This is a genomic window from Nocardia sp. NPDC004123, assembly GCF_053603795.1.
Window position 1 is genome coordinate 20,299 of record NZ_JBSGGG010000022.1, and the last position, 23,168, is coordinate 43,466.

The 23,168-nt window shown below is 69.9% G+C and carries 13 protein-coding genes (1 of these 13 running past the window's edge); 10 read left to right on the forward strand and 3 right to left on the reverse strand.

Annotated features, from left to right (window positions below):
• The 8 genes from ACWEQQ_RS29575 to ACWEQQ_RS29610 all read left to right on the forward strand — a co-directional run.
• Positions 1-8,967, forward strand: part of the annotated coding region (locus ACWEQQ_RS29575) for a non-ribosomal peptide synthase/polyketide synthase (RefSeq protein WP_452350556.1) (this coding region is incomplete at its 5' end). The annotated region extends 20,298 nt beyond the left edge of the window; 8,967 of its 29,265 annotated nt are in view.
• Between the two features lie 188 nt (positions 8,968-9,155).
• Complete coding sequence (locus ACWEQQ_RS29580) at positions 9,156-10,136, forward strand: RNA polymerase subunit sigma-70 (RefSeq protein ID WP_452350557.1); 981 nt, start codon at positions 9,156-9,158, stop codon at positions 10,134-10,136.
• A gap of 116 nt (positions 10,137-10,252) precedes the next feature.
• Positions 10,253-10,942, forward strand: coding sequence for an alpha/beta fold hydrolase (locus tag ACWEQQ_RS29585; protein WP_452350558.1), 690 nt, complete (start codon positions 10,253-10,255; stop codon positions 10,940-10,942).
• A 399-nt stretch (positions 10,943-11,341) separates the two neighbouring features.
• Positions 11,342-12,199 (forward strand): hypothetical protein, encoded by an 858-nt coding sequence (locus ACWEQQ_RS29590; protein ID WP_452350559.1) that lies wholly within the window; start codon positions 11,342-11,344, stop codon positions 12,197-12,199.
• 330 nt (positions 12,200-12,529) lie between these two features.
• Positions 12,530-13,690 carry an epoxide hydrolase family protein gene (locus tag ACWEQQ_RS29595; RefSeq protein ID WP_452350560.1) on the forward strand — a complete coding sequence of 387 codons (1,161 nt, stop codon included), beginning with the start codon at positions 12,530-12,532 and terminating at the stop codon, positions 13,688-13,690.
• 170 nt (positions 13,691-13,860) lie between these two features.
• A complete protein-coding gene (locus tag ACWEQQ_RS29600; protein ID WP_452341690.1) occupies positions 13,861-14,430 on the forward strand; it encodes a Uma2 family endonuclease in 570 nt (189 codons plus the stop codon).
• Positions 14,431-14,560: 130 nt separating this feature from the next.
• Entirely contained in the window at positions 14,561-15,328 is a 768-nt protein-coding gene (locus ACWEQQ_RS29605) for an ABC transporter ATP-binding protein (protein WP_379397238.1), read from the forward strand.
• A complete protein-coding gene (locus ACWEQQ_RS29610; RefSeq protein ID WP_452350561.1) occupies positions 15,313-16,881 on the forward strand; it encodes a hypothetical protein in 1,569 nt (522 codons plus the stop codon). The genes ACWEQQ_RS29605 and ACWEQQ_RS29610 overlap by 16 nt, the downstream gene beginning before the upstream one ends.
• A 14-nt stretch (positions 16,882-16,895) precedes the next feature.
• On the opposite strand, the gene ACWEQQ_RS29615 is transcribed toward ACWEQQ_RS29610, so the two are convergent.
• Positions 16,896-18,023 (reverse strand): GDSL-type esterase/lipase family protein, encoded by a 1,128-nt coding sequence (locus ACWEQQ_RS29615; RefSeq protein WP_452350562.1) that lies wholly within the window; start codon positions 18,021-18,023, stop codon positions 16,896-16,898.
• A 110-nt stretch (positions 18,024-18,133) separates the two neighbouring features.
• Between ACWEQQ_RS29615 and ACWEQQ_RS29620 the strand changes: the two genes are divergently transcribed.
• A complete protein-coding gene (locus ACWEQQ_RS29620) occupies positions 18,134-18,604 on the forward strand; it encodes a MarR family winged helix-turn-helix transcriptional regulator (protein WP_452341694.1) in 471 nt (156 codons plus the stop codon).
• Positions 18,605-18,703: 99 nt separating this feature from the next.
• On the forward strand, positions 18,704-19,546 hold the full coding sequence (locus ACWEQQ_RS29625) for a patatin-like phospholipase family protein (RefSeq protein WP_452350563.1): 843 nt from the start codon (positions 18,704-18,706) through the stop codon (positions 19,544-19,546).
• A gap of 7 nt (positions 19,547-19,553) precedes the next feature.
• Here the strand turns inward: ACWEQQ_RS29625 and atzF are convergent, their stop codons facing one another.
• Both atzF and ACWEQQ_RS29635 read right to left on the reverse strand, forming a co-directional pair.
• Complete coding sequence (gene atzF, locus ACWEQQ_RS29630) at positions 19,554-21,167, reverse strand: allophanate hydrolase (RefSeq protein ID WP_452350564.1); 1,614 nt, start codon at positions 21,165-21,167, stop codon at positions 19,554-19,556.
• Positions 21,168-21,211: 44 nt separating this feature from the next.
• Positions 21,212-23,146 carry a 5-oxoprolinase/urea amidolyase family protein gene (locus ACWEQQ_RS29635; RefSeq protein WP_452350645.1) on the reverse strand — a complete coding sequence of 645 codons (1,935 nt, stop codon included), beginning with the start codon at positions 23,144-23,146 and terminating at the stop codon, positions 21,212-21,214.
• Between the last annotated feature and the right edge of the window lie 22 nt (positions 23,147-23,168).

Below are 23,168 nucleotides of genomic sequence, written 5' to 3' on the forward strand. Positions count from 1 at the left end.
CAGAACCTGACCCGCTCCACCCTGGAACTGCCGGGCCTGAGCGTGTCCGGCCTGGACGTCGACACCGAGCTGTCGCAGTTCGACCTGCACCTCATCGTCTCCGACATCTACGGCGAAGACGGTGCGGCCCAGGGCATCACCGGCATCCTGACCTACGCCACCGATATCTTCGACCGGGACACCGCGCACGGCTTCGCGGATCGGTTCGTGCACCTGCTGCGCGAGATCGTGACCGCACCCCGCACCGTGGTCGGCGAGATCGAGCTGCTGGGCGGGGCCGAACGGACCGAGATCCTGGAGCGGCGCAATGCCACCGCGCACCAGGTGGATTCGGCCGCGACGCTGGTGTCCATGCTCGAAGCGACGGTGGCGGCCAAGCCGACCGCCATCGCGCTCATCGGACCGGACAGCGAGACGCTGACCTACGCCGAACTCGGCGCCCGGGTCAACGGCCTTGCCCGCCATCTGATCTCGCTGGGCGTGGGCCCGGAGGCGCGGGTCGCGCTGGCGCTGCGGCGCTCCGTCGACCTGGTCGTGGCCATGTACGCGGTCTCGGTCGCCGGTGGCGCGTACGTGCCGGTGGACCCGGACCAGCCGGCCGAGCGGACCGGGTACATCCTGGAAACCGCCGCGCCGGTGTGCGTGCTGACCAACGCCGCGGCCGAGTTCACGACCGATATCGCGCCGCTGGTGCGGCTGGACGAGCTCGCGCTGTCCGGCGCGAACCCCGGCCCGGTCACCGATGCCGAGCGAGTCGCCCCGCTGCGGCCCGAGCACACCGCCTACGTCATCTTCACCTCCGGTTCCACCGGTCGCCCGAAGGGCGTGGCGCTGCCGCACGCGGCCATCGCCAACCAGTTGCAGTGGAAGAGCGCGGAATTCGAGCTCGGCGCGGACGACGCGGTGCTGCTCAAGACCGCCGCCACCTTCGACCTGTCGGTCTGGGAGTTCTGGTCGGCCGCCGTGTCCGGTGGCCGCCTGGTGATCGCGGCGGCCGACGGGCACCGGGATCCGGCGTACCTCGACGAGCTGATGGCGCGCGAGCGGGTCACCACCCTGCACGTGGTGCCGTCCATGCTGGACGCGCTGCTCACCGCGGCCGAAGGGACGCTGAACGATTCACTGCGGCGGGTGCTCGCCATCGGTGAGGCGCTGCCCGCGACAGTGGCGCAGCGCTTCCGTGCGGGCAATCCGGACGCCGGGCTGTTCAACCTGTACGGCCCGACCGAGGCCGCGGTGTCCATCACCAGCCACCGGGTCACCGACGCCGACCAGGGTTCGGTGTCCATCGGTGCGCCGGAATGGAATTCGCGGGTCTACGTGCTCGACGCGCGCTTGAACCCCGTGCCCGACGGCGTCTCCGGCGAGCTCTACCTCGCCGGTGCGCAGCTGGCCCGCGGCTACTTCGCGCGTCCGGATCTGACCGCGGATCGTTTCGTGGCCGACCCGTTCGCCGTCGGCGAGCGCATGTACCGCACCGGTGACCTGGTCGCCTGGTCCGGCAACGGCGAGCTGGAGTACCGGGGCCGCACCGACTTCCAGGTGAAGATCCGTGGTTTCCGTATCGAGCTCGGCGAGATCGAGGCGGCGCTGCTGGCGCTGCCGGAGATCGCGCAGACCGCGGTGCTGGCCAAGCAGGACGCCAGGACGGGTGACCGCCTGGTGGCCTACCTGGTGCCGTCCGGCTCGGGTGTCGATGTGCCGCTGGTGAAGTCGGCGCTGGCGGCGGCGCTGCCGTCGTACATGGTGCCGTCGGCCTTCGTGGTGCTGGATGCCCTGCCGCTCAATGTGAACGGCAAGCTGGACCGGAAGGCGCTGCCGGAGCCGGAGTTCGAGACCACCGCCTTCCGGGCGCCGTCCACCCCGATCGAGGAGATCGTGGCGGGCGTCATCGCCGAGGTCCTGGGCGCCGAGCGCGTGGGCGCGGACGACGACTTCTTCGCCCTCGGCGGCAACTCGCTGCTCGCCACCCAGGTCGCCGCGCGCATCGGCGCGGCCCTGGACGCGCGGGTACCGGTGCGCGCCGTGTTCGAGGCGTCGACCGTCGCCGGGCTGGCCGCCAAGGTCGAGCAGCACGCTGGTGCGGGAGATCGCAAGGCGCTCACGGCCGCACCGCGGCCCGACAATGTGCCGCTGTCGCTGGCACAGCAGCGCATGTGGTTCCTCAACCAGTTCGACACCGCGTCCGCCGCGTACAACGTCCCCGTGGCGGTGCGTCTGACCGGTGCGCTGGATGTGGACGCGCTGCAGCAGGCCGTCGCCGACGTGATCGGCCGCCACGAGACGCTGCGCACCGTCTACCCGCAGGTGGACGGCGCGGCCGCGCAGGTGATCGTGCCGGTGGCGCAGGCGGTTCCGGATCTGACGCCGGTCGTCGTCGCGGCCGAGTCGGTGACCGAGCGGATCGCCGCGCTGGTCACCGCCGGCTTCGACGTGACCGCGGAAGTGCCGTTGCACGCCAAGCTGTTCCGCGTCGACGGTGCCGAAACGGAGTCCATCGACGGCACCGCCGCCGTCGAGCATGTGCTGGTCTTCGTCACCCACCACATCGCCGCCGACGGCTGGTCCATGGGCCCGCTCACCCGCGACGTCATGGTGGCCTATGCCGCCCGCGCCGCCGGTGTCGCGCCCGGCTGGGCGCCGCTGCCGGTGCAGTACGCGGACTTCTCGATCTGGCAGCGCGAGGTACTCGGCTCCGAGGACGACGCGACCAGCCTGATCGCCGCGCAGGCCGAATTCTGGCGCACCGCACTGGCGGATCTGCCCGACGAGCTGAACCTGCCCTCGGATCGCCCGCGCCCCACCGCGCAGTCCTTCCGCGGCGGCCGGGTGCTGTTCCCGATCGGCAAGGACCTGCACCGCGGACTCCAGCAGCTCGCGCGCACCAACAACGCGACCATGTTCATGGTCGTGCACACCGCCCTCGCGGTGTTCCTGGCGCGCCTGTCCGGCACCTCCGACATCGCCATCGGCGCGCCCATCGCGGGCCGCGGCGAGGCCGAGCTGGACAACCTGATCGGCATGTTCGTCAACACCCTGGTGCTGCGTACCGAGGTGAGCGGACAGGCCGGCTTCACCGAGCTGCTGGCCCAGGCCAAGGACAGTGACCTGCAGGCGTTCGCGCACGCGGACATTCCGTTCGAGCGGCTCGTCGAGCTGCTCAACCCGGAGCGGTCCACCGCGCGGCACCCGCTGTTCCAGGTGGCGCTGTCGTTCGAGAACCTGCCCGACAGCTCCTTCGAACTGCCCGCGTTGCGGGCCGCGGCGGTCGACTTCGAGAACGAGATCGCCAAGTTCGACCTCATGCTCACCCTGACCGAGGCTCCGGCCGACGCGGACGCCGGCATGTACGCCGAATTCGGTTACGCCCGTGACCTGTTCGACCAGGAGACGGTGGCGGGCTTCGCGGAGCGGTTCCTCCGCCTGCTCGGCGAGATCATCGCCGCGCCGCGCACCGCGGTCGGCGACCTGGAGATCCTGGCCGCCGACGAGCGCGCCGACCTGATCTCCCGCACGGGCGGTCCGGCCATCGAGCCGCGCGTGCTGCCCGAGCTGCTGGCCGAGGCCGTCGCCAACAACCCGGTCGGCGAGGCGGTCGTGTTCCAGGGCCAGGCCCTGGGCTACGCCGAACTCGACGCGGCCTCCTCGCGCCTGGCGCGCGTGCTCATCGAGCGCGGCGCCGGACCGGAAACCCGTGTCGCCGTGGCCATCCGGCGCTCCTTCGAATCGGTGCTGGCCATCTGGGCCGTCGCCAAGTCGGGTGCGGCCTTCGTGCCGGTCGATCCGTCCTACCCGGCGGACCGCATCGCGCACATGGTCAACGACTCCGGCGCGGTGCTCGGCCTGACGGTCGACGCCGAGCTCGAGGGGCTGCCGCCGGTCAAGAGCCTGGCGGGCTGGATCTCGCTCGACGATCCCATGGTGCAGGCCGAGATCGCCTCGCACTTCGCCGAACCCGTCACCGACGCGGAGCGGTGGGCGCCGGTCCGGCCGGACCACGTGGCCTACGTGATCTACACCTCGGGTACGACGGGCATGCCGAAGGGCGTCGTGGTGACGCACTCCGGTCTCGCCAACTTCGCGACCGAGCAGATCGTGCGCTACCACCTCGACTCCGGTTCGCGGGCACTGCATTTCGCCTCGCCGTCGTTCGACGCGTCGGTGCTGGAGTACCTGCTCGCCATCGGCGCGGGCGGCACCCTCGTGGTGGTCCCGCCGGGCGTCTACGGCGGCGAGGAACTGGCCGAGCTGATCAAGCGCGAGCGGGCCACGCACGCCTTCATCACCCCGGCCGCGCTCGCCACCCTCGACCCGAAGGGTCTGGACTCGCTGCGGGTGCTGGTCGCCGGTGGTGAGGCCGTGCCGGCCGATCTGGTCGAGAAGTGGGCGATTCCGTTGGAGAACCGCACGATTCGTGCGTTCCACAACGGCTACGGCCCCACCGAGACCACCATCATGACCAACATCAGCGATGCGCTGGTGCCGGGCGATCTGGTCACCATCGGCGGTCCCATCCGCGGTATGCAGGCCCTCATCCTGGACGCGCGCCTGCGTCCGGTGCCGGTGGGCGTCGCGGGTGAGCTGTACCTGTCGGGTATCCAGCTCTCGCGTGGCTACCACGACCGCCCGGGCCTGTCGGCCGAGCGGTTCGTCGCCAACCCGTTCGTGGCCGGCGAGCGGATGTACCGCTCCGGTGACGTGGTCCGCTGGACCCCCACCGGCGAGGTGGAATACGTGGGCCGCAACGACTTCCAGGTGAAGGTGCGCGGCTTCCGCATCGAGCTCGGTGAGATCGACGCCGCGCTGGCCTCGCACGAGACCGTCGACTTCGCGGTCACCGTCGGTCACAAGACCGAGGCCGGGGCCACCATCCTGGCGGCCTACGTGCTGCCGGTGGCGGGCCGGACCATCGACATCCCGGCGCTGACCGAGCATGTCGCGGGCCGCCTGCCGGAATACATGGTGCCGACGGCGATCACGATCCTGGACGCCATCCCGCTGACCCCGGTCGGCAAGCTGGATCGCCGGGCGCTGCCCGAGCCGGTGTTCACCGCGCGGGACTTCCGCGCTCCGGTCACCGAACTGGAAGCGAGCATCGCCGAGGTCTTCGCCGACGTGCTCGGCGTCGACCAGGTGGGTGCGGACGATTCGTTCTTCGCGCTCGGCGGCGACTCGATCCTGTCCATCCAGCTGGTCTCCCGGGCCAAGGCGCGCGGCATCGTGTTCTCGCCGCGCGACGTGTTCGAGAAGCGGACCGTTGCGGGGCTGGCCGAGATCGCCACGCTGGGCGGGGACACCGCGCAGGAGAAGCTGGCGGAACTGCCGGGCGGCGGGGTCGGCGACATTCCGCTGACGCCGATCATGCACGCGATCCTGTCGAGTGGGTCGTCGTACGAGCGGTTCTCGCAGACCATGCCGCTGCGACTGCCGGACGGCATCACGCGGACGGTGCTGGTCGGGGCCATCGGTGCGCTGTTCGACCACCACGACGTGCTGCGGTCGCGTCTGCGCGGCAGCGCCCATGGAAAGAACGCTTCGGAGGGCTTCGAATTCGAGGCGCTGCCGCGCGGGGCCGTCGACGTCGACGCGCTGGTGCACCGGGTCGAGCTGGCCGCGGACATCTCCGACGAGGAGCTGACCCGGGTCGGCAGCATCGAATTCGATGCGGCGCTGGGCCGTCTGGATCCGGCGAATGCGGCCATGGTGCAGTTCGTCTGGTTCGCCTTCGCCCCCGAGGGTTCCGACGAGGCACGCGTCCGCCGGGACGTGCTGCTCATCGTCGCGCACCACATGGTGGTCGACGGCGTCTCCTGGCGCATCCTGATTCCGGACCTGGGCCTGGCCTGGTCGCAGGTGGCGTTCGAGCAGCCGCTGGCGCTGCCCGAGACCGGCACCTCCATGCGACGCTGGGCGCACGCCCTGGTCGAGGAGTCGCGCAGTGAGGCGCGGGTCGCGGAACTGCCGTTCTGGCAGCGGGTTACCGAGACGCCGGATCCGCTGCTCGGGTCGCGGGCGTTCGACCCGAAGGTCGACACCTTCGCCACCGTCGAGCGGATCGAGGTCACGGTGCCGGCATCGGTCACCGAGGCCGTGCTCACCGCCGTCCCGGGCCTGTACCGGGGTGGCGTCAACGACGGTCTGCTGTCGGCGCTGGCCCTGGCGGTCGCGCGCTGGCGCGGGGAGACCACCGGCGGCTCGGCGCTGATCAAGCTCGAGGGCCACGGCCGTGAAGAGGACATCGTTCCGGGCGCGGATCTTTCGCGGACGGTCGGCTGGTTCACCGCCGCCTTCCCGGTGCGACTGGACCTGAACGACGCGGATCTCGCCGATGCCTTCGAGGGCGGAAACGCCCTGGGCGACATCGTGAAATCGGTCAAGGAACAGCTGCTGGCGCTGCCCGACAAGGGTCTGGGCTGGGGTCTGCTGCGCTACCTCAACCCCGAAACCGCCACGCAGCTGCGCGATGTCGGCCAGATCAGCTTCAACTACCTGGGCCGGATGTCCGCGGGCGAGGTGCCCGAGGGCATGGCCGAACTGGGCTGGGTGCCGGTCGACGACCTGGGCCGCCTCGACGGCGACATGGACGCCGACATGCCCGCCAACGCCACCCTCGACATCAACGCCATCGTCACCGACGGCGCGGACGGCCCGGAGCTGGGCGCGGCCTTCTCCTACCCGAGTGGGCTGCTCGAACGCGAACGGGTGCGGGAGTTCGCCGACCTGTTCGTGGCGGCGCTGACCGCGCTGGCCGCGCACGCCAAGCGGCCGGAGGCGGGCGGCTTCACGCCGTCCGACCTGCCGCTGGTGCGGGTGGAGCAGTCCGACATCGAGGTGTGGGAGCGGACGTACCCGGCGCTGTCCGACGTGTGGCCGCTCTCGCCGCTGCAGTCGGGTCTGCTGTTCCACGCGCTGCTCACCCAGAACACGGTGGACGTCTACACCATTCAGACCGTGCTCGACCTGAGCGGTGTGGTGGACGTGGATCGGCTGAAGGTGGCCGCGCAGGCCATCCTGGACCGGTACCCGAGCCTGCGGACCGCGTTCGTCACCGACGCCGACGGCCAGGCCCACCAGGTGGTGCTGGACCGGGTCGAGGCGCCGTTCACGGTCATCGATCTCACGGATCTGCCGGAGGCCGAACGCAATCCGCGCATGCGGGAGATGATCGAGGCCGATCGCGCCGATCACTTCGATCTGTCCGCGGCGCCGCTCATGCGGTTCAATGTGTTCCGGATCAGTGACGACCTGGTGCACCTGGTCATCACCACCCACCACATCCTGGTGGACGGCTGGTCCATGCCGCTGCTCATGCAGGACCTGCTGGTGCTGTACGCGGTGCGCGGCGACATGTCGGTGCTGCCGCGGGTGCCGTCGTTCCGGAACTACCTGGCCTGGCTGGCCGGACGGAACCGGGACGAATCGCTCGCCGCCTGGCAGCGCGCCCTCGCCGGGGTGAGCGAGCCGACCCAGCTCGCGCCCGCCGCGACCCGCGACGAGAACTACGAAATCGGCCGCTACACACTGGATATCGACGCCGACCGCACCCGCGCGCTCACCAAGCGCGCCGGGGAACTCAATGTCACGCTGAACACGCTGATCCAGACCTCCTGGGCGGTGCTGATCGGCCGCCTCACCGGGCGCAGTGACGTGGTGTTCGGCGCGACCGTCTCCGGTCGCCCGGGTGATCTGCCCGGTGTCGAGTCCATGGTGGGTCTGTTCATCAACACGGTGCCGGTGCGCATCCGGGTCGACGACCGGCTGACCATCGCGGGGCTGCTGCAGCGGGTTCAGCACGATCAGGCCGATCTGCTCGAACACCACCACATCGGGCTCACCGAGATCCAGCGATTGGCCGGCGCCGGAGCGGAATTCGACACCATCATGGCGTTCGAGTCCTACCCGGTGGACAAGGACGCCATCGCCGCGGCCAGCTCCATCGACGGCATGTCCGTCAGCGGTGTGGGCATCAACGACAACACCCACTACCCGATGAGCCTGGTCATCATGGCGGGCGAGACCATCGACATCTCCATGCGCTACCTGGGCAGCCGGTTCACCGCCGACGAGGTCGCCATCCTCGCCGCGCGCTTCAACCGGATCCTGGACGCGCTGGTCGGAGACGCCGAGGGCCTGGTCGGTGACATCGACATCCTCGATGCCACCGAGCGCGCCCGCATCCTCGCCGAAAGCGCCGTCACCCCCGCCGATTCCGCGGCGGACGCGGCGCGCGTCGGCACCGCGACCGTGGCCAATGTGCTGGCCGAGGTCGTCGAAGAGGACCCGCAGGCGCCCGCCCTGCTGTCCGACGGCCAGGAGATCGCGTACGCCATCCTGGACCGCCGCAGCTCCCAGCTGGCGCGCCTGCTCATCGAGCGCGGCGCGGGCCCCGGCGACGTCGTCGCCGTGGCCCTCCCGCACACGGTGGAAGCGGTGGTCGCGGTCTGGGCCATCCACAAGGCCGGTGCCGCGGTGCTCTTCGCCGACGGCCTCTCCTTCGGCGACATCCTCGCCGCCGGAGCCGGTTTCGGCATCGCCCAGGAACCGGCCGCCAGCTCGGTCCGCTGGCTGGTCCCGTCGGACCCGAAGGTCCAGTCCGACCTGGCCACCCGCCCCGCGCACCCGGTCTCCTACACCGACCGCGTCCGCCCCCTGTCCGAATCCGACCCCGCCTTCGTCTACCGCGACGCCGACACCTGGGCCACCCTCACCCAGTCCGAGGCCCTCGACCGCGCAGCCACCCTGCGCGCCGACAACGACGTCGACTACGAGTCCACGACGTACACCACCGCCTCCACCGACCAACCCGCGATCGACGAATTCCTGGCCTCCGCCACCGCAGGCGCCCTCTCCGTCCTCCCCACCGGCAACACCCCCGCCGACCTGGAAGACGGCGAAGTCACCCACTGGTTCACAACCCCGGGCGACCCGAGAGACGAAGCAGGCGAAGACATCCGCCTCATCGACTGACCCCGCCCCGCCGGTGACGAACACCCCGTTCGTCACCGGGCGGCAAGCGGCCTACTCGTTGAGCAACCTCAGCCGGGTCGATGTGGACGTGCGCTGGCGCATGCGGTGACCATGCTCCTCACCGAGAATGCCGGGCGGCCAGCAGATGACTGGGTCGATTGTTGAGCTCTGTGGGTACGGTCGGGGTTGTGGAGCGTGAGAGCGTCGCGGCGGCGGATGCTGGGGACGAGGCGGCGTTCGCGGGCCTGGCTGAGCGTTACCGCTGGGAGTTGCGGGTGCACTGCTATCGGATGTTGGGCTCGTTCGACGAGGCCGAGGACTTGACGCAGGAGACGTTGCTGCGGGCGTGGCGCTATAGGCGAAGTTTCCAGGGCCGCTCCACGTTTCGGGCGTGGCTGTACCGGATCGCGACGAATGTGTGCCTGGACTTCCTCGACCGGCACCCACGGCAGCCGGTGGCGGGTGGGGCCGGCGGACCGGCGGAGGTGGGATGGTTGCAGCCGTTTCCGGATCGGTTGCTGGAGCCGGTGGCCGACCCGGAAGCGGAGCCGGAGGCCGTGGTGGTCGCGCGGGAGACCATCGAGCTGGCGTTCCTGGTGGCGATCCAGCACTTGCCGGCTCGGCAGCGCGCGGTGTTGATCCTGCGAGACGTGCTCGGCTGGTCAGCGGCGGAGACCGGTGAGTTGCTGGGCATGAGCGTGGCCGCGGTGAAGAGCGCGTTGCAGCGGGCACGACCTGTGCTGAGGGCGCATCTGCCGCAACACGACTCCGGGCAGGTTATGACTGCGCAAGAGCGGGAGCTGCTGCGGCGTTTCATGACCGCCCACGAGCGCGCCGATATCGCGGCGTTCGCGCAGCTGTTGAGCGCGGATGTGCGGCTGTCCATGCCGCCGTTGCCGTACTCCTTCGTCGGCCGTTCGGAGGTCGCCGCGTTCGCCGAGAACGCGTTGGGGCCGGGCTCGACCTTGTATAAGGGGCAGTGGCGGGGCGTGCCGGTTCGGGCGAACCGGCAGCCGGCCATGGCCGGCTACCTCTGCCGACCGGATGAGCAGGTCTATCGGGCACAGGTGCTCAACGCGGTGCGTGTCCGGGACGGGCAGATCGTCGAGATCACCGCGTTCGGGCCCGAGGTGTTCGCCGCCTTCGGTCTGCCTGCGGCCCTGCCCTGATTCGGCTCCGATTCCTTTTTCGCGCACTGCCGGTCTCACAGGGGCACGACCGCGACCAGCGTGGTCGATGACCCGAAGGAGCTGGGTGTGGACATATCGACGCGATGGGGGCAGGCGTGACCGAGTACGTGTTCATCTCCGGGGCCGGGACCGATTCCTGGTACTGGCACCGGCTCGCGAGCGAGCTACGGTCCCGCGGCCACCGCGTGGCCACTCCCGACCTGCCCTGCGACGACGACGCGGCTGGGCTGCTCGAGTATGCCGAAACCGTGGCCGCTGCCATCAGCGATCACACCGACACCGTGCTGGTTGCCCACTCCTTCGGCGGGTTCACCGCACCGCTGGTCTGCCAGCGCGTCCCGGTCCGGCGACTGATGCTGTTGTCCGCGATGATCCCGCGGCCCGGAGAAGCCCCCGGTGAGTGGTGGGCCAATACCGGTTACGAGCACGCCCGCCGTCGGCAGGACGAATGCGACGGCCGACACCCCGACGACGAGGATGCTCTGTTCTTCCACGATGTCCCGCCCGGGCTGGCAGCCCAGGCCCGGAAACACAGCCGTCGGCAATCCGCCACCCCGTTCACCGAACCCTGGCCCCTGCCCACCTGGCCGGCGACACCGACGACCTTCCTGCTCTGCCGTCATGACCGCTTCCTGCCCGCCGCGTTCATGCGCCATATCGTCGCCGAACGCCTCGGCGTCGTTCCCAACGAGATCGACGGCGGCCACATGATCGCGCTCGCCCGCCCCCGACAACTCGCAGATCAACTGGAGGCATGTACCCCCACGAACTCAACACCACTGTGAACATCACGGGGTGCGATCGAGATCCTCGACGTTCCAAGTGACCCCTGCCCCGTTACCGGCCGCACACTTTCCTGTCCGGCCGGCAACACATCGTTATCTGCATCGACCAGCGATCGATACTCACATCGGCAGCAGCGGATGTCTCTGGGCCGCCATCGGTCTCGCCGCCAGATGGTTTGTGCACCAAGCCCTCTCATCCGGCCGGCGTTCGCGCGGTTACCCGCTGACCCGCCCACATCCGAATATTCAACCTGTGGGACACGCCGGACGTCGGGCACGCGGATGAAACGGACAGTTTCACTGGAGCTCGAAATATGCACTCGGGCAAGGCGATACGTTTCTGTTGTGCCGTCCATCCGCCACGAAGTTCCGCTGCAATTGCTGCGTCACAGACCCGAGGTGGCACCCCGGATCGCCCGCAACGTGCTCGGCCTGCCAGTGCCGGATCTACCGTGCTGGCGGCCTGGGCCGGAAACGGTCACCCTGCTGTCTCCCGGCGAACTCCATCTCGACATCGTGCTGGTCGGCACGACCGCCGACAAACCGGAGTTCGCCATCATCCACGAGGTCCAAAACTCGGGTTGCGCAGACGAACTGGAACGTATCGCCCTGAGCTGGCCGGCCTACGTCACCCACGTGCGTCAGCGCCTGGGCTGCCCGGTCGTCCTGCTGGCGTTCTGCCCCGACGAACGGATCGCCGGCAAGGTTGCCACACCCGTCGAAACCGGGCATCCCGATTTCGTGTTCCGAGCGCGGACCTACTGGCCCGGCATGTTGCCGGCGATCACCACAGTCGCCGAGGCAGACCAATGGCCGGAGTTAGCGCTGCTCTCCGCGCCGGGTCACCTGGGCGACACCGAGCGCCGTCGCGTTCTCGCAATGGCCCTCGAGGCCATGCAACACCTCGAGCCGGACCTGCGTGTCCACTACCATGACTACATCAGCAAATGCGTACCTTCCCGGTACCGGAAGGAGTGGGAGGAACTCGTGGCCATTGCAATCGAGAACTACCACTGGGAGAGCGACTTCGCCCGCGAACACCAGGCCATCGGCCGCGCCGAGGGTCGGACCGAAGGTCGTGCCGAGGGCCGGGCCGAAGCGTTGGCAGGGTCGGTGTTGCGGATTCTCGAACGCCGCGGACTGACCATCGACGCTGCCGTTCGAGCGCGCATCCTCGACTGTTCGGATCCCGACCTGCTGGCCCATTGGCTGGATCGGACGCTCGAGGTGGATGCCGCCGAGCAGATTTTCGAGTAGTTCAAGATCAGGGAGCTCTGGGTGTGGGGTTTGTCCGCGCCCAGGGCTCCCTGATCTTGGTTGGTGGGTGGAGAGTTACGACCGGGGGTCTTCGATTCGGGTGCCTTTGATCAGCCAGGTGGGGCCGGTGGCGAAGGAGTTGATGATGTCGAAGAAGCGGGCGAAGTGGGGGCCCTTGGCGTGGAGGTTGAAGGCGGCTCGTCGTCGTAGGCCTCGTTGAGGTAGAAGCGGTTGGGGTTGTCGGCGTCGGCGGTCGTGGGTCGGTGCGGTGCGGGGAATAACGAATTGTCGTGATGTGGAGGGCCCCTCTTTATCGGAAAACTCGATGTCATGAGCGACACCGGCATCCGCCCTTTCCGCATCGACATCCCGCAGGCCGACCTCGACGACCTGAACCAGCGCCTGACTCGTACCCGGTGGATCGACGAGGTCCCGGGCACGGGCTGGGAACGCGGCGTCCCCACCTCCTACCTGCGTGAACTCGCCGGCTACTGGGCCGGGAAGTTCGACTGGCGGGCCATCGAAGCCACGCTGAACGCCCACTCGCAGTTCTCTACCACCATCGACGGGCAGCGCCTGCACTTCCTGCACGTCCGCTCCGAACGGGACGACGCGACCCCGCTGCTGCTCATCCACGGCTGGCCCGGCACCCCCGCCGACTTCCTGGACATGATCGGCCCGCTGACCGATCCGGCCGCCCACGGCGAGGCCGCCGCCCCGGCCTTCCACCTGGTCATCCCGACCCTGCCGGGGCACGGCTTCTCCGGGCCGCTGACCGAAACCGGTTGGGACGATGGGAAAGTCGCTGCCGCCCTGGCCGAGCTCATGACCCGGCTCGGGTATGAGCGCTTCGGGGTGCACGGCGGCGACCACGGCGCATTCGTCGCGCCGCGCGTGGCCCGCGATTTCAGCGACCGCGTGATCGGTGTGCACGTCAATGCGCTGGTCACTTTCCCCACGGGCGACCCGGCCGACATGGCCGCGCTCACCGAGGCGGAACGGCAGCGGTTGGCGGCGATGAAGCAGTTCCAGGACGACGGCTCCGCCTACATGAACCTGGCCGGGTCGCGGCCGAACACGATCGCGCAGCTGCTGGCGGATTCGGCTGCGGGACAGCTGGGTTGGATCGTGGAGAAGTACAAGGAATGGACCGACGCCGGCCACGAGCTGCCCGAGGACGCGATCGATCGGGACAAGATCCTGACCACCGTGGCGATCTACTGGCTCACCGACACCGCCCGCAGTGTCGCCAACTACTACTACGAACGCTTCCACGACTACACGATGTTCGCCCCGAAGCCGAAGGGCACGGTCCCGACCGGCGTCGCGGTGTTCACCACCGCGGACTTCGCCATCCGCCGCTTCGCGGAGAAGGCCCACAACATCGTGCACTGGTCGGAGTTCTACTCCGGCGGCCACTTCCCCGCCCTGGAAGTCCCCGACCTGCTCACCGGCGACATCCGCGAATTCTTCACCACCCTCACCCGCTGATCGGAGCGCGCTGCAACTCGCCGGTGATGAGCGAACAAATGTTCGTCACCGGCGAGTCGCTGTAGGGATCGAGCTACCGTTCAGCCTTGTTGGCGGTGGTGTGCAACCAGATTGGGGAAAAGGGGGTGTTTGCCTTGGCGATGCCGGTACTCGAGCCAGACAATTCGTCTATGCATGTGCCTGCTTCCGATCGTTGGACCGCGGCCGATCTCGATCACCTTCCCGAGAACGGACTCCGGTACGAGGTCGTGTATGGGCAGCTTGTCGTGAATGCCGCGCCGAAACCCATCCATCAGCTGATGGTGTCCCAGCTGGGGCGGATACTCGACTCGGCGCTACCGGACGGGCTCTTCATGATCCCCGGGGTCGGGGTGCTCATCGGCGACGATGAGCCGATCCCGGATCTGCTGGTGTGTGCGGGCCCGGTCCCCTGGGACGAGCGGGGGATACCTGCGGCGCAGGTCGCACTGGCGGTGGAGGTCGTCTCGCGCTCGACCGCCGCCATGGATCGCCGGATGAAACCGGACCTCTACGCAGACGGCGGGATCCCGAACTTCTGGCGGATCGAGACCAATCGCTTCAAGGGGCAGCTGTCCAGCGAAGAGCTCCCGGTCCTGTTCGCGTACGCGCTCACCGACAGCGGCGAATACGAATTGGTCGCTCGGTGCCCGGCCGGCCGGATTGCCGCCCTGAACCTCCCCTTCGACATCGCCTTCGACCCCGCATCGCTCCGGCCATAGCGCGCCCTGATGCGCGAGCGCCGGATTCGAGCGCCCGGTTGCGGTGGAGTGCGCGTTGAGCGATATGTCTGGCAGTGGAGCAGCATGCTTATCGTGAAAGGGCGGTAGGTGGGGGCTCCGAGGAGGGCATATGACTGTCGATGGGCAACTGGCGCTCGAGCTGGACGGGCTCTACAAGAAGTTCGGCGGGCCTTGGGTGGTCGAGGGGGTGAGCCTGGCGGTGCCGCCCGGGTCGTTCTTCGGGTTGGTGGGGCCGAACGGGGCGGGGAAAACGACGACGCTGTCGATGGCGGTGGGGTTGTTGCGGCCGGATCATGGGGCGGCCCGGATCTTCGGGCACGAGGTGTGGGCGGATCCGGTGCGGGCGAAGACCGTGGTGGGGGTGCTGCCGGACGGGTTGGCGTTGCCGGAGCGGCTCACCGGGCGAGAGTTGTTGAACTTCACCGGGTTGCTGCGCGGGATGGACAAGGCGACCGTGGTCGGGCGGGCGGACGAGCTGCTGCACGTGCTCGAGCTGGACGGCGCGGAAAACACTGTGGTGGTTGATTATTCGGCGGGTATGCGGAAGAAGATCGGCCTCGCCACCGCTCTGCTGCACGCACCGAAACTGCTGGTGCTGGATGAGCCGTTCGAGGCGGTGGATCCGGTGTCGGCGGGAACGATTCGAACGATTCTGCAGCGGTTCGTGGCCGCGGGCGGATCGGTGGTGCTGTCGAGTCATGTGATGGCACTGGTGGAATCGATCTGCGACCGGGTCGCCGTGATCAACCGAGGACGGGTGGTGGCGGGCGGGACGCTCACCGAGGTGCGCGGCGAGGGCACGCTGGAGGAGGCCTTCGTGCGGCTGGTGGGCGGACGCGTGGGCGGCGAGGAGGGGCTGTCGTGGTTGGCGTCCTGATCCGCATGCGGTTGCGTATCACCGCGCGGCACATGCGGGAAGGCCGTGCGGCACTGAACTTCTGGACCGGCAGCATCTTCGGCCTGATCGCCGCGGTGGCCACCGCGCTCATCATCGCCGGCGCGCGCGAGACCGTGCACGGGGGAGTGACGGTGGCGGCGGCGATCTTCGCGGCCTGGACCCTCGGCTGGATCTGCGGCCCGGTGCTCACCGGCAGCAGCGACGAGACCCTGCAACCCGAGCAATTCCGCCTGCTGCCCTTGACGACTCGGCAACTGGCCTATGGGCTCGGCGCGGCGGCTTTCGTCGGGCCGGCGCCCATCGTCAACCTGATCGCGTTCGGCGGCCTGGTCCTGCTCGCCGCGCCGATCGGCCTGGGCGCCACCGCGATCGCGGCGCTCGGCGCGGTCCTGCAACTGGTATTCGTGGTCCTGCTGTCGCGGGTCGTGGTGGCCTGGCTCGGCGCGGCCATGCGGTCCCGGCGCGGCAAGGACCTGGGCGTGCTCTTCGCCGCCCTCATCGGCCTGGCGTATTACCCACTGAACCTGCTGGTTTCGGCTGTCGGCCCGAAACTGCAGAGCGACCACAGCGGTCTGTCGGTGACGCTGCGCGCGGTTCCGTCGGGCTGGGCGCCCTACGCCGTCGAGGCCGCGGCCCGCGGCAACTACCTGCTCGCCCTGCTGCCCCTGCTGGGCCTGGCGCTGCTGTCGCTGATCCTGTGGCAGTCCTGGGCAGTCCTGCTGGAACGCCGCCTCACCACCCCGGCCGCACCCGCCGGCCAGGTGGTCGACACCGGCGGCGGGCTGCTCGACCGTTTCATCCCCGCCACCGCGGTCGGCGCCGTGGTCGCCAAGGAGTTGCGCACCTGGTGGCGCGACGGCCGTCGCCGCGCCGCCCTGCTGCCCCTGCTGCTCATCGGTTTCGTGCTGCCGATCTTCCTGTCGCTCCGCACCGGCGGTAGCGGAACCATCCCGTTCTCGGGCGCTTTCGTGGTGTGGCTGGCCACCATGTCCAGCACCAACCTGTACGGATTCGACGGCACCGCGATCTGGCAAACGCTGGTGACGCCCGGCGCGCCACGCGCGGATGTGCGCGGCCGCGCCTACGCCTGGCTGCTCCTGGTCACCCCGCCGTCGGTGCTCGCCACCCTCATCCTGCCCGGCGCGCTCGGCCGGCCGTACCTGTACGTCTGGGCGCTGTCGACGCTGCCGGTGCTGGTCGGCGTCGGCGTGGGGGCCGTGGTGTTCCTGTCCACGCATGCCGCCTTCGCCCTGCCCCCGCAGCGCGGCAACCCGTTCGCGGGCTCGGGCAATCCCGGCTGCCTGAAGATCCTCATGCAGTTCGCGGTGGGCCTGGTGCAGTTGCTGACGGCGGCCCCGGTCCTCGTGATACTGGGAATCGGTGTGGCACTCCACAATTCGCTACTCCAGTGGGCGGCACTGCCGATCGGAGTACTGCTGGGCGGGGTGGGCGCCGCACTCGGAATCCGCTGGGCGACCACCCGGTTGGAGGCCCGTGGACCCGAGCTGCTCGCCGAGGTCAAACCGCGCTGAACAGCGCCGGCAGCTCACCGGAAGGCCGGCGGCAGCGCGGTGAGATCCACCGCCTCCGCCATGGCCCGGGCCCCGTCGTCATTGAGATGCATGCCGTCGCCGCTGTCGAACTCGGGCCGGATGAAGTCCGGATCCGCCGGATTCTCCACGGCCGCGGCCACATCGAAGACGGCGTCGAACACCGTGGTGGTGCGCAGCCACTCGTTCACCGCGCGCCGCACCGGAATGCCCTCGGCCACCGCCAGACCCGGGTAGATGGCCCCGCCGAACGGTCCGATGGTGTTGGCGTAGATCGGCAGTCCGGCCGCGTGCGCCCGCTCGGCCAGCGCGGTGAAGCCCGCGATGAGCGCCCCGGCGGTCGCGGTGCCGGCCAGGATCAGGTCATTGATGCCGAAGTTGGCCCACACGGCCGCGACTCCCGGCACCGACGGCACGTCCCGCTCGAACCGGGCCAGCCCGTGCTCGCCGATCTCGTCGGTGAGCAGCCGGTTGCCGCCGATGCCCTGATTGACCGCCCACCCGGTGGCCAGCCGCTGGTTCAGCACATCCACCGATCGGCGGTTCGCGCCGTGGGTCGAGCCGAAGCCTTCGAACCACGAGTCGCCGAAGGCCACCAGCACCGGAACCTCGGAGTCGGCAGCGACGTCGATTCCGGTGAGGAGGAACCGCGCCGCGGTCTCCTCGGCATCGGACGGAGCGCCGTCGCCCGTCCGATCGCCGGCGCTGATCCAGCTGCTCTCGACCGGGAACTGCGCGAACGCGGGCAGCGCCGGTTCGGGCAGGTACACGCTCAGCGCGAGTTCGGTTCCCGCCTCGACGGCCAGGTCCACCGGGTCGCTGACGATATCGGCCCCGGCCGGGATCCGGATGGCTGCGGACCCCGCGAACCGCACCGCGGTGTCGGTCTCGGGCACGATCTCGCCGCCCGTCTTGCGCACGGCGATCCGCGCCGCGCCGATCACAAGTTCGTCCGTGCCGTAGCGATTGGTCAGGCGCACGCGCAGCCGTGACCCGCCGCCGGCCAATCGCACCACCTGCCGCACGGTCTCGCCGGCGAAGGCCCGCGGCTCGGCGAGCTTGATCTCCTCGGCCGGATTCACCAGCGGCGCACGGAATCCCGCCACCCAGCGCTCGGTCGTCATCGGAACCTCCATGTAGTTGCGTTGCGGAATATTGCGTTAGCAACAAGATATCGAAAATGTTCCGCGTGTCAACTATCCGCACTGAAAACGTCTGGTCTAGGCTGGTCACCGTGGATCCCAACCTCTTCGACGACCCCCGGCTGACCGCGATCGGTCTGCTCTACGAGGCTCACGACGGGCTCATCGACCGGCTCGAGGAGACCTGGAAGCGCAATGGCCTGTCGGGACTCGACCTGAATGCCCTGCTGCGCCTGAGCCGTTCACCGGGCCGCAAGCTGCGCATGACGGATCTCGCCACCCAGACCAGCCTGTCCACCTCCGGCGTCACCCGGCTGGTGGACCGCCTGGAGCGCAACGGCTTCGTCCGCCGTGAGGCCGATCCGGCCGACCGGCGCAGCTCGTACGCGGTGCTCACCGCCGCCGGGGCCACCCGCGTGGCGCGCGTGCTGCCCGCCTACCTCGACGGCGTGGACCGCTGGTTCACCGGTCTGCTCGGCCCCGAGCAACTCGATCAGCTCACCGCGAGCCTGCGCATCATTCGCGACGCCACCAATCCCGACGCGACGCACGTCTCGGAATGAGTGGTGGAAATCGAGCCATAGCCACCGCTCCGGCGGCCTGGCCGGTAGTTTTCGTACCGCAGGGTGTCTTTCGCAGCGGGTAGGAAAGTGAGTGCGGGTATGACGACGGAACGTGCGCTGGTGATCGGCGGCGGCGGGGTGGCCGGGATCTCCTGGGCGACGGGCATTCTCGCCGGGCTGGCGGATGCGGGCGCCGACGTGACCGGGGCGGATCTGCTGCTCGGCACCTCCGCCGGGTCCAATGTGGCCGCCCAGGTGGGCAGCGGGCTCGAACTCGCGGAACTGGTTCGGCGGCAGGTGGATCCGGCGGTGCAGAGCCGCGAGATCGTGCCCTCGATGGAGAAGTTCGCCGGGCTCTGGGAGACGCTGGCCGCCATCATCGAGGAACTGCAGGTGGATTCGGTCGAGCGCCGGCAGCGCATCGGCGCGCTCGCGCTGCGGGCGGAGTCGGTCCCGGAGCCGGAGCGGCGGGCCGTCATCGAGACCCGGCTGCCCGTGCACGAATGGTCCGATCGGGATGTCCGGATCGTCTCGGTGAATGCCGAGACGGGCGAGCTGCGGATCTTCGACAAGGACTCCGGTGTCGCACTGGTCGACGCGGTGACCGCCAGCTCCGCGGTGCCCATGGTGTGGCCCTGCGCCACGGTCGACGGCGCACGCTACACCGATGGCGGCGTCCGGACGTCGGTGAACGCCGATCTCGCCACCGGCTACGCCCGGGTGCTGGTGATCGCGCCCATGCCGGACGCGGAACTCGAGGCCCAGGTGGCGGGCCTGGTCGCGGCCGGCGCCCGGGTCGAGGTGATCGCCCCGGACGAGGCGGCCACCGCGGCCTTCGGCCTCAACCCGCTCGACACCGCCACCCGGGTCCCGTCCCTGGAAGCCGGTCGCGCGCAGGGCAAGGCGGACGCGGACCGCGTCCTGGCGCTCTGGCAGAACTGACGGACCGTCAGCTCACCGCCCCCGCCGCCAGCGCCGCGCGCCAGCCGCCGTATTCGCTGATGTCCTTGGCGGATTCGGCGGCCGCGCCGGTGCAGCCGAACCCGGTGTGCCAGCTGCCGTCGGCGAGTTCGACCGCGCCCAGCTGCATGGGGGCGGGCAGGGCCGCGAGGAAGCGGCCGAGGGCGGCGGGCGAGAGCAGCCAGCGTTCCCCGGCCACCGCGACACCGGATTCCATTGCGGGGACCCGGGTTACGGCCGGTTTGGGCGGCACCGTGTCCAGCGCACCCAGGCGGTACTGCGGAGCGGTCTCGACCGGGCCACCCCAGCGCGCGCCCAGGTCGATCAGCTGGTGTTCGAGGGGCTGGCCGCGCAGGTGCGCGCCGAAGACGACCAGATCGTGCGCGGCCGCGACCGTCGCGGGCCAGCACGGCTCGCCGGGGTCGAGCGGGGCGCCGGTGATCATGGCGGCGATATCGAGCGCCACGGCGTCCTCGAAGGCGCGGGCCAGCACGGTGACGCCGAAATGCGGCTCATCCGTGGGGATTGCGACCGCGCAGAGGTCGAAGAGATTGCAGAAGTTGGTGTAGGTGCCGAGCCGGGCATTCACGGCAATGGGCTCGGTGGCGACCTCGGCAATGGTCGGGTGGGCCGGTGCGGTCGGGGTCAGCAGCGCGTCCGCCCCCGCGAGGCTCGCCATGGCGGTGGCACGCAGGCGTTCGAGCGCGGCCAGATCGGTGACCAGCCGATGCGCGGGAAGCTCGCGGGCGGCGCGGATGATGGATCCGACCGTGGGATCGGCCGATTCGGGGTGTGCGTCGATGAATTCGCCGACCGCCGCATAGCGTTCGGCGACCAGCGCGCCGTCGTACAGCAGTCTGGCGGCGGCCAGGAAAGGCTCCGGATCGACTTCCACGATGGTCGCGCCCCGATCGCGCAGTGCCGCGACCGTCCGCTCGAAGGCGCTGTGCCACTGCGGATCCAGCTCCGGCAGCGCGCTGAACACCGCGATCACCGGCTGCGGCGGCGCGGCCAGCCGGGTGTCGGCGGGCCACGGCCGGCCCGGCGCACCCGCGGCCATGACGCCCATGGCCCGACTTGCCAGGCGCAGATCGGCGGCGAAGATCGTCACGCAGTCATAGGAGCGGCAGGCGGGGACGACGCCCTCGGTGGAGATCACGCCGACGGTGGGCTTGATACCGGCCAGGTCGTGGAACGCGGCCGGAACGCGCCCGGACCCGGCCGTGTCGGTGCCGATGGCGATATCCGCCGCCCCGGTCGCGACCGCGACCGCCGACCCGGAACTCGAACCGCCCGAGACGTATCCGGGCCGCAGCGCGTTCTCCACGACGCCGTAGGGCGAGCGGGTGCCGACCAATCCGGTGGCGAACTGATCGAGATTGGTCTTCCCGACCACGACCGCACCGGCCGCGCGCAGCGCGGCGACCGCGGGCGCGTCCCGATCCGGCGTATACGCGAAGTCGGGACAGGCGGCGGTCGTCGGCAGGCCCGCGACATCCACATTGTCCTTGACGGCGAGCCGCAGTCCCGCCAGAGCGCCTGCGGCGGTGGCGATTTCGACGTCCACCTCGGCGTCCGGGCGATGGTGGATCCACACGGTCATGGGGTCTCCTAGGATCTGGGATGGATGCGAACGGGCCGAGGCGCTCAGGGTGTTTCGGCGAGTTCGCCCGCCTCGCGCCAGGAATTGCGTTCGGCGGCGAAGGCGTCGGCCTGCCGGGCGCGGAACTCGTCGATGGATGCGGCATTGTCCGACAGGAACTTCCGGTAGTCGACGAGACGGAACTCGCCGTCCTCGGCAAGCAACTCGCCGCGGCCCGCCGCGGTGTCGGCGCGCAGGTCGAGCAGCTCCTCGGCGCTCACCGGATACCAGCTGATGCGGTCGAAATACCGCAGCAGCCACGGGTCTTCGCCGACGCCGCTGGAGCGGTGGTTCCACACCTGGGTGGTGCGCCCGACGAACTGGTAGCCGCCCGGACCCTCCATGCCGTAGATGCAGAGGTAGGCGCCGCCGATGCCGACCGCGTTCTCCGGCGTCCAGGTGCGGGCCGGGTTGTATTTGGTGGTGACCAGCCGATGCCGCGGATCGGTCGGCGTGGCCACGGGTGCGCCCAGGTACACGTCGCCCAGACCGAGGACCAGGTATTCGGCCGCGAATACCGTGTCGAAAACCTCGTCCACGGAGGCCAATCCGTTCATCCGCCGGATGAACTCGATATTCCACGGGCACCACGGGGCATCCGCGCGGACGCCGTGCATGTAGCGGGTGATGGCCTCGCGGGTGGACGGATCGTCCCACGACAGCGGCAGCCGCACGGTGCGGCTGGGGACCACCAGCTCGTCGGCGGGCGGCAGCTCGGCCTCCACCTCGGCGAGCAGGCCCAGCAGGGTGCGGGTGGGCAGCCGGCCGGGATCATGGCGCACCTGCAGCGATCGCACGCCCGGGGTCAGTTCGGTGATCCCCGGTTCGGACCGTTCCAGCAGCGCCTGGTGCAGAGCGTGCACGCGGGCGCGCAGCTCCAGATCCAGTGTCATGTCCCCGTATTCGACGAGCAGGCCGTCATTGCCCGCGCGCCGATAGGTGACCGCGGTGTCCGCGCCGTCGCGGCGGGCCAGGACGCCGTCGTCACCGTCGCCGCCCGTGGACAGCACGACCGGCCAGGCGGCCCGGCGCTCGGCCCCGAGCTCGCGCAGCGAGGCCGCGTGGTCGGCGCGGACCGGGACGAAGCGCACGCGGTCGCCCGGCGTGAGCTGACCCAGCTTCCAGCGCTCGGCCGCCACCACCGTGACCGGGCAGACGAAGCCGCCCAGGCTGGGGCCGTCCGGGCCGAGCAGGATCGGGGTGTCGCCCGTGAAGTCCAGCGCACCAACGGAATACGCGTTGTCGTGGATGTTGGACGGGTGCAGTCCCGCCTCGCCGCCGTCCCGCCGCGCCCACTGGGGTTTCGGGCCGATGAGCCGCACCCCGGTCCGATCGGAGTTGAAGTGCACCTCGTAGTCGGTGCCGATGATGGTGTCGAAATCGCCGCGGGTGAAGAACTCCGGTGCGCCGTGCGGTCCCTCGGTGACCGCCAGCTCCCAGCGCCGGGTCAGCACGGGCTGATCGTCGCCGGTCACCCCGGCCGTCACCCGCCCGGGCACGCCGAGCGTGAACTCATCGCCCGCCGCCAGGGCTCGGCCGGTGCCGCCGCCGAACTTGCCGAGGGTGAAAGTCGCACGGCTGCCCAGGTATTCGGGCACCTCGATACCGCCGGCCACCAGCAGGTAGCACCGCATTCCCGGCCCGCGCACCATGCCGATGTCCAGCACGCCGCCCGCCGGCACCAGCACGCTGCGCCACTGCCGCACCGCGCGGCCGTTCACGGTCACGGGCACCGGTGCACCGGTGACGCACACCCAGGTGGCGGCGTCGAAGCGCAGGGCCGGTCCGCCCAGGGTGCACTCCAGCCCGGCCGCGCCCTCCGGATTGCCGAGCGCCCGATTGCCGAGCCGGAACGACAGGTCGTCCATCGGGCCGGACGGCGGCACCCCGACATGCCAGTAGCCCACCCGGCCCGGCCAATCCTGCACGGTCGTCTGCATGCCCGGCCGGATCACCTGGAAT

What these genes read in the sequence shown, in the direction of transcription:
- ACWEQQ_RS29635 (WP_452350645.1), bottom strand. Translation starts at nt 23,146, where the DNA reads ATGCAGACGACCGTGCAGGATTGGCCGGGCCGGGTGGGCTACTGGCAT.
- ACWEQQ_RS29600 (WP_452341690.1), top strand. Translation starts at nt 13,861, where the DNA reads ATGCATGTGCCTGCTTCCGATCGTTGGACCGCGGCCGATCTCGATCAC.
- ACWEQQ_RS29605 (WP_379397238.1), top strand. Translation starts at nt 14,561, where the DNA reads ATGACTGTCGATGGGCAACTGGCGCTCGAGCTGGACGGGCTCTACAAG.
- atzF (WP_452350564.1), bottom strand. Translation starts at nt 21,167, where the DNA reads ATGACCGTGTGGATCCACCATCGCCCGGACGCCGAGGTGGACGTCGAA.
- ACWEQQ_RS29595 (WP_452350560.1), top strand. Translation starts at nt 12,530, where the DNA reads ATGAGCGACACCGGCATCCGCCCTTTCCGCATCGACATCCCGCAGGCC.
- ACWEQQ_RS29625 (WP_452350563.1), top strand. Translation starts at nt 18,704, where the DNA reads ATGACGACGGAACGTGCGCTGGTGATCGGCGGCGGCGGGGTGGCCGGG.
- ACWEQQ_RS29615 (WP_452350562.1), bottom strand. Translation starts at nt 18,023, where the DNA reads ATGACGACCGAGCGCTGGGTGGCGGGATTCCGTGCGCCGCTGGTGAAT.